Below are 11,693 nucleotides of genomic sequence, written 5' to 3'. Positions count from 1 at the left end.
AATTTTGAATAAAGTAGTACTCAAGCAGTTGGTTGTAGCGGTAAGTCTATTGGTTAGTAGTGTAACAGCGATGGCTGATATGAAAATTGGCTTTGTGAATACTGATCGTGTATTTCGCGAAGCGCCTATTGCTTTGGCAGCGCAAAAGAAACTTGAAAAAGAGTTTTCTGGTCGTGATGCTGATTTACAGAAAATGGCTAAGCAAGCTCGTGATTTACAAGCACAGCTGGAAAAAGATGGATTGACTATGTCTGATGCTGATAAGCAGCGTAAAGAGCGTGATTTGGCTAATCTGAATCGTGATTATCAGCGTAGCGTACGTGAATTTCGTGAAGATTTAAATGTTCGCCGCAATGAAGAGTTAGTTAAGGTTCAGGACAAAGCACGTAAAGCTATTCAAGCTTACGGCGAATCTGAAAAGTACGATGTTATTCTTGAAGATGTGATTTATTTCAGTCCAAAAATTGACATTACCGACCGCATTATTCGTTCTTTGAGTCAGTAATGCTGTGGCGCATGCAATTAGTTACAGTCTTAAGGAATTAACTGAACAACTGGGTGGTTCTGTACAGGGTAACGCGTCAGTTTGTGTTACTCAAGTTGCGAGCCTGGCTCAGGCGCAGTCACAGCATATTGCATTTTTAGCTAATCCTAAGTATCGCGAACAGTTAGCCAGCAGTCATGCTGGCGCTTTCATTTTAGCGCGTGATATGGTCGGTGTTACTGATAAACCATGTATCCTGGCGGATAATCCGTACACTTATTTTGCTAAAGTTTCGACTTTATTTAATCCACCATTGCGTGGTGAACTCGGTATACATGAGCGAGCAGTAATACACCCCAGCGCAGTTATCGGTGCAGGGGTAAGCATCGCTGCCAATGTGGTCATAGAGCGAGACGCAGTCATAGGTGCGGGTAGCAGTATTGCTGCAGGGTCGGTGATCGGTCAAAGTGTGCAGATTGGTACGAATGCATTGATATATGCGAATGTCACCATTTATCCCTCATGTGTCATTGGTAGTAACGTGATCTTGCATTCAGGCTGCGTCATCGGTGCGGATGGTTTTGGTTTAGCGCCAGAAGCTGGACGGTGGTTAAAAATCCCGCAAATTGGGCGGGTAATTATTGGCGATGATGTTGAAGTCGGGGCTAATACCACCATAGATCGTGGTGCACTGGATGATACGGTAATACACGACGGGGTGAAGCTGGATAATCAAATTCAGGTTGCACATAATGTCCACATTGGTGAGCATACGGCTATCGCTGCGTGTACTGGTATAGCAGGTAGTGCGCATATCGGGGCACACTGCACGATAGGTGGTGCAGCGATGATATTCGGTCATATTGAAATTGCTGACAAGGTTAATATTTCAACGAATACCTTGATTACTAAATCACTTCCTAAGGCGGGAACTTATACTTCCGCCTTGCCATTCTCGGAACACAGTGAATGGTTAAAAAATGCAGTACAAATGCGCCATTTAGACAGCATGGCAAAACGCCTGCGCGCTTTAGAACAACAGTTAGCCAGTATGGAGAAAAAAAATGACTAGTATGGATATTAATGAAATTATGGCGTATTTGCCGCATCGTTATCCGTTTTTATTGGTAGATAGGGTAATTCATTTAGAACCTGGCAAAGAAATTATTGCGCTGAAAAACGTCAGTATGAATGAACCGTTCTTTGCAGGGCATTTTCCTAAGCATCCTGTTATGCCGGGCGTGTTGGTATTGGAAGCATTGGCTCAAGCCGCAGCTTTGTTATCGTTCAAGACCGTAGGTAATCCTCCTGATAGTGACGCTGTAGTCTATTTTGCTGGTATCGATGGTGCGCGCTTTAAAAAACCTGTTATGCCTGGCGATCAATTAACCTTGCATGTAGAGATTTTGCGTAACCTGAAAGGCATCTGGAAATATGCAACTTATGCTGAAGTGGACGGTCAGCGTGTGGCTGAAGCTGAAATGATGGCGACGTTGCGTTAATGAAGTGGTTAGTTAAATGATACATAACACAGCCATTATCCATCCTAAGGCACAGATAGCTGAAGGCGTCAGTGTCGGTGCTTATAGCATCATTGGTGAGTATGTCACGATTGATACAGGTACTACCATAGCACCACATGTGGTAATCAATGGGCATACCACTATAGGTCGTGATAATCAGATATTTCAGTTCTGTTCACTGGGTGAAGTTCCGCAAGACAAAAAATATGCGGGGGAGCCTACACGTCTGGAAATCGGTGATCGTAATATCATCCGAGAGTTTTGCACATTCAATATTGGTACAGTGCAAGATACAGGTGTAACACGCATAGGCAATGATAACTGGATTATGGCCTATGTGCATTTAGCGCATGATTGCAATGTTGGTAATCATACTGTGTTTGCCAATAATGCATCGCTCGCAGGGCACGTTGAAGTGGGTGATTATGCAATTCTAGGTGGCTTCACTGGCGTTCATCAATTCTGCAAGATAGGTGCACATGTGATGACGGGTATTTCCAGCGTCATCTTCAAAGATGTACCACCATACCTTTTAATAGCAGGTCAGCCCGCTGCACCACATGGCATGAATAATGAAGGCTTAAAGCGCCGTGGTTACTCAACTGTAGCGTTGGCAGGCTTAAAACTTGCCTATAAGATATTGTATCGTGAAGGATTGACACTGGCCGAAGCGCAAGTGCAGCTGGCAGCGTTGGCGCAAGAGGTTCCTGAAGTGCAGCCTATGGTTGATTTCCTGGTGAACTCGAAACGCGGCATCATTCGGTAGTATGGCATGAGCAACCAACGTCCACCGCGTATTGCGATAGTTGCAGGCGAGGCTTCTGGCGATTTGCTGGGTAGTCATTTGATTCAGGCTATTAAAGCGCATTGCCCCAATGCCGAGTTTTACGGTATTGCTGGCGCCAAGATGGTATTTGCAGGTGCACGCAGTCTGTATCCTATGGAAAAGCTATCGGTTAATGGCTACGTCGAAGTTATTAAACATCTGCCTGAATTGCTCAAGATACGGCGTAATCTTAAAAAAACGATATTAGCAAATCCACCAGATTTGTTTATAGGCATTGATGCACCAGATTTTAATCTGGGATTAGAGGCCTCACTTAAATCCCATGGTATTCCTACTGTACATTATGTCAGCCCGTCTATATGGGCGTGGCGTGGTGGACGTATCAAAAAAATTGCCAAAGCCGTTAGTCATATGCTCGTTGTGTTTCCTTTTGAAGCGGTAATTTATCAAAAAGCAGGCATACCGGTGACTTATGTCGGGCATCCGTTAGCAGATACCTTGCCTGCGCAACCTGATCGTGATGGCACCCGTGCGCGCTTGAATTTGCCCATTGCACAGCCGATTATTGCCCTATTGCCTGGAAGTCGCGTTGGTGAGCTCAAACAGCATGCGCAATTATTCGTAGAGACTGCACAACTGATCCAGGCTCGTAATCCGCAAGTACGTTTTATAACCCCCTTGATTAGTCGTGCAACGCGTGAAATTTTCACCGCAGCCATGCATGCCTGCGAGCATTTACCCAATATACAAATCATGATAGGTCACGCAGATTATGCGCTTGCTGCAGCTGATATTGCACTGATTGCATCAGGTACGGCAACGCTGGAAGCAGCCTTGTTAAGACGTCCTATGGTGATTACTTATCGAGTGCCTAAAATCACTGCCTATTTGATGCGCAGACAAGCCTATTTGCCCTGGGTAGGGTTACCTAATATTTTGGCGAACCGTGAAGTCGTGCCTGAATTAGTGCAGGAAAATGCTACCGCGCCGCAGTTAGCTGATGCGCTGATGGCATTGCTGGAAGATAAAACACGGCGTGCAGAGATAGAAACTGAGTTCACTCGACAATATGTATCACTCAAGCAAAATACAGCTGAAAAAATGGCCGCAGCGATATTGCCTTACTTAAAATGCGATTAATCTGCGGGGTAGATGAAGCCGGTCGTGGTCCTTTGGCAGGTGCTGTTTATGCTGCGGCTGTCATACTCGATCCCAATAAACCTATTGTCGGACTTAACGATTCTAAGAAATTGAGTGCCAAGCGCCGTGATGCTTTGGAAGTGTTGATCAAGGAGCATGCTTTGGCATATGCGGTAAGCTTTGCAACTGCCGCGGAAATTGACGAGATTAACATTTTGCAAGCGTCGATGCTGGCGATGCGGCGTGCGATTGAGGCTTTAGCTATACAGCCAGACGAAGTACTTGTCGATGGCCTGCATTGTCCTGCGACGAAATTACCTAGTCGAGCTATCGTTCAGGGAGATGCGCTGGAGCCATGCATATCGGCGGCATCAATCCTGGCAAAAACTGCACGTGATCGGGAACTAATGCGTTTACATGCACTCTACCCACAGTATGGTTTCGATCAGCATAAAGGTTATCCGACGGCGGCGCACAGGGCAGCGCTTGTTAGGTTTGGTATTACGCCAGAACATAGGCTAAGCTATGCACCTGTCAAAAAAATAGTGCAGCAAGTTGAAATTGATTTTTAGGGATAAATAATGATAATTGCAAAGTTTTTACATGTGTTAAGTGTTGTAATTTGGGTGGGCGGAATGTTTTTTGCGTATATGGCTTTACGCCCTGTTGCAGCAGAACGCTTAGAGCCACCACAGCGTTTGAGCTTATGGGAAGGTGTGTTTGGTCGTTTCTTTCCGTGGGTATGGGGTTCAGTTGCAATCATTCTGGGTACGGGCATGCATATGATGTTTAGTATGGGTATGCCGCCAACACATTATGTTAGCTTGATGTTCGTGCTGGGTGTGATCATGATGCTGTTATTCGCGCATGTGTTTTTTGCACCCTACAAACGTTTGAAGCGAGCTGTTGCTGCAAAGGACTGGCCGGCTGGTGGAGCGGCATTGGGACAGATCCGCAAGTTGATTGCAATTAATTTAACACTGGGTTTAGTCACCGTTACTGTGGCAACTTTAGGCGTTTATTTAGGCTAATTTGTGATTATGAAATCCAGTCTGACATGGGTGTTAATTATATGGCTGGCGCTACTGCAAGGTATGGCGCCGCTGTTGCATGCACATGTTCATGATTTATCCAGTCCTGGCAAAATTCATATGCCAAATCTGGAAATTGATACAAATCACATGCCTGCCGAATCAGGTATGTATCAGATGAAAGCAAACCTTGCCGAAGAAGATGCAATAGGTATGGAATCGGTAGGGAAAAATGAGTTGGACATCAGTGTTATGGATGTGTTTTTACTCGTCGCTATTCTTGTGCTCGCTTTGTTACCTGCACCAGCTTTGGTGTGGACAAGTTTATTCCGTATTCCTGCTGTATTCCGTACTCCATCTTACGCACTACCCTGGTCACTCGCACCTCCAACCTCACACGTTTAGATTTACTCCTATTGTTAACCGACAATAGGTGACTATTTTTTGTGTGAGGATATACCATGAAACGCATTATTTTTGCTGTTGCATTGAGCACAGCAGTTACGGCTTATGCCGCTGATCAATTGGCATTTACTGCCAAACAACTACAAACATTGGGTATCGTTACCACCCCAATTAGCAGTAGCCAATCAACAACCAGTTTAAGTTACCCTGCAATGGTAGCAATACCAGCAAATCAGGAGCGCATAGTTGCCGCGCCTATGATGGGGATGGTGAGTCGTATCTGGGTCACAGCGAACACGCAGGTTAAAGCAGGTCAACCACTGGCAAGCTTATTGAGTCCAGATTTGGCGCAAGCACAAGGTGGGCTGGTGCAGGCGGCAGCGCAGGCACAACTGGCACAGGCACAAATGCAGCGTGATGATAAATTATTGGCTGATGGCATTATCCCCGCATCACGCCAGCAAACGACTCGGGCAAACTATTTGTCTGCACAGGCGATGCTGACACAACAGCGCCAATCGCTTCGTATGTTAGGCGTGCCAGCCAGTACCATCTCGCAAATGGAGCACGGAACTGCACGTAGTGCAGAATTGCAACTGGCATCGCCGATATCTGGTGTGGTGTTGGAGGCCAATGTCACAGCCGGTCAACGCGTTGATACCACCACGGCTTTATTCAAAATCGCTCAAATGCGCCCGTTGTGGCTGGTGATACAAGTGCCTAGTCAGTTGGCAGCCAATATTAAAGTTAACGACACGGTAAGTCTGGTCGGACGTACTGCAACGGGTCGGGTATTGTCGATTGCACAAAGCGCTCAGGCTTCACAAACTGTCACCGTGCGTGCAGAAATTAGCGGGGATTTGGATGGGCTGATGAGTGGGCAAGCCGTTGAAGCCAAAATCAGTGGGCATGCAGCCACTGCAGCTTGGCAGGTTCCTGCAAGTGCAATTGTATATCAGCAGAATAAACCCTATGTATTCGTACGTGATGCACACGGATTCCATCCAGTTGCGGTACAAGTATTAGCCCATACGGGAACGATGGCGAGTATTTCGGGCAAGTTATTGCCCACCGACATGATTGCTATCCAGGGTGTTGCGCAGATTAAGGCGGTGTGGACTGGCGTAGGAGGCGAATAATCATGTTAGATAAACTCGTCGCTTTTGCCCTCTCCAAGCGGCTGTTGATATTAATATTGACCGCTATTTTGATCGGTACTGGCTGGATGGCTTTTCAGCAGTTGCCGATAGATGCCTTTCCTGATGTATCGAGCACGCAAGTTAAGCTCATCATGAAAGCCCCAGGCATGACTCCTGAAGAAGTCGAAGCGCGTATTGTTGCGCCGATAGAAACAGAAATGCTGGGCATACCCAAGCAGCAAATATTACGCTCTATTTCTAAGTATGCATTGGCCGACATTACCATCGATTTTGCCGAAGGCACCGATATTTATTGGGCTCGCCAGCAAGTTGCTGAACGTTTAGCCAATGTGCAGAGTAGCCTACCCATAGGCAGTTCAGGCGGATTAGCACCAATTACTACGCCGCTGGGTGAGATGTTTATGTTTACCGTTGAAGGTGGCGGATTGTCGCTCGAGCAGCGGCGTTCACTGCTGGATTGGGTAATTCGTCCACAACTACGTACTTTGCCTGGTGTGGCTGATGTGAATACGTTGGGTGGCATGGTGCGTACGTTCGAAGTCGTACCAAACAATGCTCAGTTAGCAGCGCGAGGCGTGCAGTTGAATGATTTGCAACGCGCACTGGAACTGAATAATCGAAATGATGGTGCAGGGCGTTTGCGTGCAGGTGAAGAAGTATTGGTTGTGCGTGTTGAAGGTGCAATTAAGACCTTGGATGACGTACGTGCCATCGTTATCACAAACCGCGATGGCGTGCCTGTGCGTGTGGGTGACGTGGCAGAAGTCCAGGTCGGCAGCTTGACTCGTTATGGCGCAGTGACCAAGGATGGTCGTGGTGAGGCGGTAGAAGGCCTGGTGCTGGGGTTAAAGGGTGCTAATGCACGGCAAGTGGTTGCTGCCGTACAGGAGCGACTGATTGAGATTGATAAAGGGCTGCCTGCAGGCGTGCACACCAAAGTATTCTACAACCGGGGCGGTCTGGTTGATCGCGCGGTGGGGACAGTGGCGGAAGCTTTGGCAGAAGCGATAGTGCTGGTGGTGATATTGTTGGTTCTGTTCTTAGGTAATTTGCGGGCCGCTGTGCTGGTTGCAGTGGTATTGCCCTTATCTGCCTTATTCACATTCATTCTCATGCGCCAATTTGATATGTCGGCGAATCTCATGAGTCTGGGCGGGCTGGCGATAGCGATTGGTATGCTGGTCGATGCGGCGGTTGTTGTGGTGGAAAATATCGTCACCCATCTGGCGCATGATAAGACGGCTGAAAAACTGCATCTGATTTATCGTGCAGTTGGTGAGGTCATCACCCCTGTAGCATCTGGTGTGCTGATTATCATTATCGTGTTCTTCCCCTTACTGACGCTACAAGGACTGGAAGGCAAGCTGTTTATTCCTGTTGCACTGACCATAGTATTTGCTTTGGCAGGTTCATTATTGCTGTCATTGACGTTGGTGCCTGTGCTAGCTTCCTGGCTGCTGAAACAGGGTGCGCATAGTGACCCTTGGCTGGTGCGTAAGGCTATGGCGATTTATGAGCCTGCTTTGGTGTGGAGTCTTGCACACGCGCGTACGGTAGTTATCGCCGCAGTATTGGGTTTGGTAGCAACAGCAGGGGTTTATACCCTGATAGGTAAAACCTTTATGCCGGTGATGGATGAGGGTGATGTGATTCTGCAACTGGAAAAATTACCATCTATCAGCCTGGAAGACTCGGTGAAACTGGATCTGCGTATACAGCAAGCACTCATGCGTGTGCCTGAAGTCAAGGGTGTCGTGGCGCGGACAGGTTCGGATGAACTGGGATTAGATCCTATGGGTTTGAACCAGACTGATACCTTCCTCGTACTTAAGCCTCGTGATCAATGGCGCAAGCCTGATAAACCCTGGTTAATTGATCAGTTGCGCACGGTGATGCAGGATTTCCCCGGGGTGACGATATCATTTACACAGCCGATAGAAATGCGCGTGTCGGAAATGCTGACAGGCGTGCGTGGTGATTTGGCTGTGAAAATCTTTGGTACGGATCTGGCTCAGTTAAATCAGTTGGCAGGTCAAGTTGAAGGCGTGCTCAAAGCCATCCCTGGTGCTGAAGACGTTATTACGGTTAAAAATGATGGTGTGCAATTCTTGCAGATCAAAGTTGACAGGCTGGCAGCTGGGCGGTTTGGCTTGAATACCGATGACATCCAGAATGACCTGCGGGCGCAAATCGAAGGCAAGCAGCTAGGTGTGGTGCTCGAAGGTGTGCGTCGTACACCGTTGGTATTGCGTGGCGGGGAAGCCGTGCGTAATTCGCCGGAACAGTTTGCGGCGATGCGCATCACCTTGCCAGATGGTCGCAGCATACCGTTATCCGAAATCGCCCATTTGCAGCGTGTTGATGGTCCGGTGAAAGTGGATAGAGAAAACGCTCGCCGTTATGTCGTGGTACAAGCCAATGTGCGTGGGCGTGATTTGGTGGGCTTTGTCGATGAGGCTAAGCGTGCTGTGGCGAGCAAGGTATCGTTGCCCGCAGCCTATAGCATCGTCTGGGGCGGACAGTTTGAGAATCAGCAACGTGCGGCTAAACGTCTGGCTATCGTCGTACCGATCGCGCTGATGATGATATTTTTGCTGCTCTATGCCACATTTAATTCACTGCGGTTAGCGCTGTTGGTGCTGACCAATGTGCCATTTGCGCTCATAGGGGGTGTGTTTGCCTTGTGGCTATCAGGTGAATATATGTCTGTACCCGCATCAGTCGGCTTTATCGCCTTGCTGGGTATAGCCGTGCTCAATGGTGTGGTGTTGGTCAGTTATTTCAATCAGCTTATCGAGACTGGCATGGATATCAGTCAAGTTGTGGTTGAGGGTGCGAAACGCCGGCTGCGTCCGGTGCTGATGACAGCGATGATCGCTGCATTCGGCTTGTTGCCCTTGGTGTTTGCCAGCGGTCCAGGCTCTGAAATTCAGAAGCCGTTAGCGATTGTGGTGATAGGTGGTTTAGTCACCTCTACCTTGCTGACCTTGGTCTTACTTCCTATTTTGTATCGTCGTTTTGGCTTTGCCAAAGTGGCGGTGGAGGCTTAAATGAAAAAAATACTATTTTTAGCGGTGATGATGAGCTTACCCGCTTATGCAGACAGCTACATGAGTCCACCTGATTTACCCTCTCTGGCTGCCGTGACTACGGCATTGAATAACACGCCTACAGTACGTGCAGCAACGGCGAATCTGGGTGTGGAATCGGCCAATAATGACCGTCTGCGGGCGGGTGGGTATGAAACGGCTATCCGCCTGAATACGCAGCAACGTCATACCTTGATACCTGATCAGCGTTATAACGAATGGGACGTGGGCTTGGAACGCGCGTTACGTTTGCCGAATAAGGCGCGGTTGGATGCGCAACTCGGTGAACAAGGTATGGAGCAAGGTCATTTCGTGCTCGGCGACGCGCTGCATGAGTCTGGCCGTATGTTATTGACCAGCTGGTTTAACTGGTTGCGTGAGTTCTATCAAACCCAGCAATGGCAAGCGCAAGTAGATGGGCTGAAAACTCAGTTAGACGTGGTTAATAAACGCGTACGTGCAGGGGATGCCGCCAAACTTGACCAGCTTCAGGCAGAAGCTGCGTTAGCGCAGTCACAAGCACAGCTGGCCGATGCTGAGTTACGGCTGGCGACTGCAAAGAATGAGCTGAATCGACGATATCCAGCTATAGCGCTGCCAACCAAACCTGTGCTGCCACAGCCTGAACGAGTGACCGAATCATTGGATGTGTGGCAGCAGCGCAGTATGGCACACAACCATGAACTGGCTATTGCCCATAATGAAACCTTGCGTTATGGAACACTGTTGGAGCGTAGCGAAGCAGATAAAGTCCCAGACCCTAGTGTCGGTATACATTTTGCCAATGAACGTGGTGGTGAAGAAAAAATTATAGGGGTCAATCTCACTATTCCATTTACGGGCAGCGCTCGTTACGCAACTGCGCGTATGGCGGCGGCGAATCAGTTGGTTGCCAGTGAACGTGAAGCGGGAGTGCGTACCAAAATCGAGACCGAAACTGCCAATACCTGGCTCGCCACGCAATCTGCCTATGGTGCATGGCAAGCTAGTGAAGCAGCCAGTACTGCGATGCGCCGTCATGCTGACTTGATGACGCGCGCCTATGAATTGGGGGAAAGTGGGCTGACGGATGTGCTCAACGCGCGCCGCTTGACGCAGGACGCAGATTTGAATGCCATCAATACACGACTTGCGGCAGCGCAAGCGCGTTATCGTTTACTATTGGACACACATGCCTTGTGGCCGATAGATGCCGATGAAGAAGGGCATGATCCCGTCAAGTAAAAATCATATAAGGAGCAAAAAATGGCGTTCAGATCAATTTTGTTAGCCTGGTGTCTGATGTGGTTCGGATCGCTGGCACATGCACAATCGCCGCAGCTGGGTATAGTCATCATGCACGGTAAAGGCGGCTCACCGTCTGGATTAGTGAGTACGCTGGCTGAAGGTTTGCAAACACGGGGATATCTGGTGAGTAATCTGGATATGCCATGGTCTGGACGTCGTCATTATGATGTCGATGTAGCACATGCGCAGCGTGAAGTAGAAGCGGCAATACTTTCCTTGCGGCAACAAGGCGCGCAAAAAGTGTTTGTGGCCGGGCATAGTCAGGGCGGCGTATTTGCCATGTATCTGGCAGGGGTGCTGCCAGTTGATGGCGTGATTGCCATGTCACCCGGAGGTAATGTCGCCAGCGCTGGTTTCAGGGAAAAGCTGGGTGAGACTGTTGCGCAAGCCCGGCAATTGCAGGCAACAGGACAAGGGGATGTCACTGTGGGGCTGAATGATTATGAAGGCAGTCGTGGCTTATTTACTGTAATAACTACGCCGAATATATACCTGAGCTGGTTTGATCCTGAAGGTGCAATGAATCTGGAATATTCGGTTCTGGCTGCAAAAGTGCCCATTTTATGGACAGTAGCTAAAAATGATTATCCAGCTTTAAGACAGGTGAATATCCCGCTGTATAGCAAGCTGCCTGCTAATCCATCTAATCATTATTATGAATCAGACTCCGATCACAAGGGTGCACCTACTGCTGATATGGATGAAATAGTGAGATGGACGCATGAACTGAAATGAATTTGTGGCTATACATCCTCCTCCAGTCCGGCAGTTGTTTATGATGAGGATG

12 protein-coding genes are annotated in these 11,693 nt (G+C 48.3%); all 12 read left to right on the top strand.

Annotation, left to right across the window (positions count from 1 at the left end):
• The first annotated feature begins 4 nt into the window (after positions 1-4).
• Genes SFSGTM_RS10610 through SFSGTM_RS10555 form a run of 12 tightly spaced genes read left to right on the top strand, consistent with a single transcriptional unit; the run spans position 5 to position 11,641 of the window.
• Complete coding sequence (locus tag SFSGTM_RS10610) at positions 5-505, top strand: OmpH/Skp family outer membrane protein (RefSeq protein ID WP_232525964.1); 501 nt, start codon at positions 5-7, stop codon at positions 503-505.
• A 16-nt stretch (positions 506-521) separates the two neighbouring features.
• Positions 522-1,556: a UDP-3-O-(3-hydroxymyristoyl)glucosamine N-acyltransferase gene (gene lpxD / locus SFSGTM_RS10605; protein ID WP_162086291.1), complete on the top strand. Its 1,035-nt coding sequence runs from the start codon at positions 522-524 to the stop codon at positions 1,554-1,556.
• Positions 1,549-1,986, top strand: a complete 438-nt coding sequence (fabZ, locus tag SFSGTM_RS10600) for a 3-hydroxyacyl-ACP dehydratase FabZ (RefSeq protein WP_434784328.1) — start codon at positions 1,549-1,551, stop codon at positions 1,984-1,986. Before lpxD ends, fabZ begins: the two co-directional genes overlap by 8 nt.
• Positions 1,987-2,002: 16 nt before the next feature.
• Positions 2,003-2,773 carry an acyl-ACP--UDP-N-acetylglucosamine O-acyltransferase gene (lpxA, locus tag SFSGTM_RS10595; RefSeq protein ID WP_162085137.1) on the top strand — a complete coding sequence of 257 codons (771 nt, stop codon included), beginning with the start codon at positions 2,003-2,005 and terminating at the stop codon, positions 2,771-2,773.
• Between the two features lie 6 nt (positions 2,774-2,779).
• On the top strand, positions 2,780-3,934 hold the full coding sequence (gene lpxB / locus SFSGTM_RS10590) for a lipid-A-disaccharide synthase (protein WP_162085136.1): 1,155 nt from the start codon (positions 2,780-2,782) through the stop codon (positions 3,932-3,934).
• Complete coding sequence (rnhB, locus tag SFSGTM_RS10585) at positions 3,925-4,506, top strand: ribonuclease HII (protein ID WP_162085135.1); 582 nt, start codon at positions 3,925-3,927, stop codon at positions 4,504-4,506. The genes lpxB and rnhB overlap by 10 nt, the downstream gene beginning before the upstream one ends.
• 9 nt (positions 4,507-4,515) lie before the next feature.
• Positions 4,516-4,965, top strand: a complete 450-nt coding sequence (locus SFSGTM_RS10580) for a DUF4149 domain-containing protein (RefSeq protein ID WP_162085134.1) — start codon at positions 4,516-4,518, stop codon at positions 4,963-4,965.
• Positions 4,966-4,974: 9 nt separating this feature from the next.
• Entirely contained in the window at positions 4,975-5,370 is a 396-nt protein-coding gene (locus SFSGTM_RS10575; protein ID WP_162085133.1) for a hypothetical protein, read from the top strand.
• A 56-nt stretch (positions 5,371-5,426) separates the two neighbouring features.
• Positions 5,427-6,509 carry an efflux RND transporter periplasmic adaptor subunit gene (locus tag SFSGTM_RS10570; RefSeq protein ID WP_162085132.1) on the top strand — a complete coding sequence of 361 codons (1,083 nt, stop codon included), beginning with the start codon at positions 5,427-5,429 and terminating at the stop codon, positions 6,507-6,509.
• A gap of 2 nt (positions 6,510-6,511) precedes the next feature.
• Positions 6,512-9,580, top strand: a complete 3,069-nt coding sequence (locus SFSGTM_RS10565) for an efflux RND transporter permease subunit (protein WP_162085131.1) — start codon at positions 6,512-6,514, stop codon at positions 9,578-9,580.
• The gene (locus SFSGTM_RS10560; protein ID WP_162085130.1) at positions 9,581-10,843 is read left to right on the top strand and encodes a TolC family protein; all 1,263 of its coding nucleotides are present in this window, start codon (positions 9,581-9,583) and stop codon (positions 10,841-10,843) included. It abuts the gene before it with no gap.
• 21 nt (positions 10,844-10,864) lie between these two features.
• Positions 10,865-11,641 carry an alpha/beta hydrolase gene (locus SFSGTM_RS10555; RefSeq protein WP_198420547.1) on the top strand — a complete coding sequence of 259 codons (777 nt, stop codon included), beginning with the start codon at positions 10,865-10,867 and terminating at the stop codon, positions 11,639-11,641.
• The last annotated feature ends 52 nt before the right edge of the window (positions 11,642-11,693 follow it).

Source organism: Sulfuriferula nivalis (genome assembly GCF_009937995.1).
GTDB classification, from domain to species: domain Bacteria; phylum Pseudomonadota; class Gammaproteobacteria; order Burkholderiales; family Sulfuriferulaceae; genus Sulfuriferula; species Sulfuriferula nivalis.
Note: the sequence above shows the minus strand (reverse complement) of the source record. Positions and strands in the feature narration are given on the sequence as shown.

Coding starts and splice junctions, on each gene's coding strand:
- SFSGTM_RS10570 (WP_162085132.1), top strand. CDS start 5,427: ATGAAACGCATTATTTTTGCTGTTGCATTGAGCACAGCAGTTACGGCT.
- SFSGTM_RS10565 (WP_162085131.1), top strand. CDS start 6,512: ATGTTAGATAAACTCGTCGCTTTTGCCCTCTCCAAGCGGCTGTTGATA.
- SFSGTM_RS10560 (WP_162085130.1), top strand. CDS start 9,581: ATGAAAAAAATACTATTTTTAGCGGTGATGATGAGCTTACCCGCTTAT.
- rnhB (WP_162085135.1), top strand. CDS start 3,925: ATGCGATTAATCTGCGGGGTAGATGAAGCCGGTCGTGGTCCTTTGGCA.
- SFSGTM_RS10555 (WP_198420547.1), top strand. CDS start 10,865: ATGGCGTTCAGATCAATTTTGTTAGCCTGGTGTCTGATGTGGTTCGGA.
- lpxB (WP_162085136.1), top strand. CDS start 2,780: ATGAGCAACCAACGTCCACCGCGTATTGCGATAGTTGCAGGCGAGGCT.
- SFSGTM_RS10575 (WP_162085133.1), top strand. CDS start 4,975: ATGAAATCCAGTCTGACATGGGTGTTAATTATATGGCTGGCGCTACTG.
- fabZ (WP_434784328.1), top strand. CDS start 1,549: ATGACTAGTATGGATATTAATGAAATTATGGCGTATTTGCCGCATCGT.
- SFSGTM_RS10580 (WP_162085134.1), top strand. CDS start 4,516: ATGATAATTGCAAAGTTTTTACATGTGTTAAGTGTTGTAATTTGGGTG.
- lpxA (WP_162085137.1), top strand. CDS start 2,003: ATGATACATAACACAGCCATTATCCATCCTAAGGCACAGATAGCTGAA.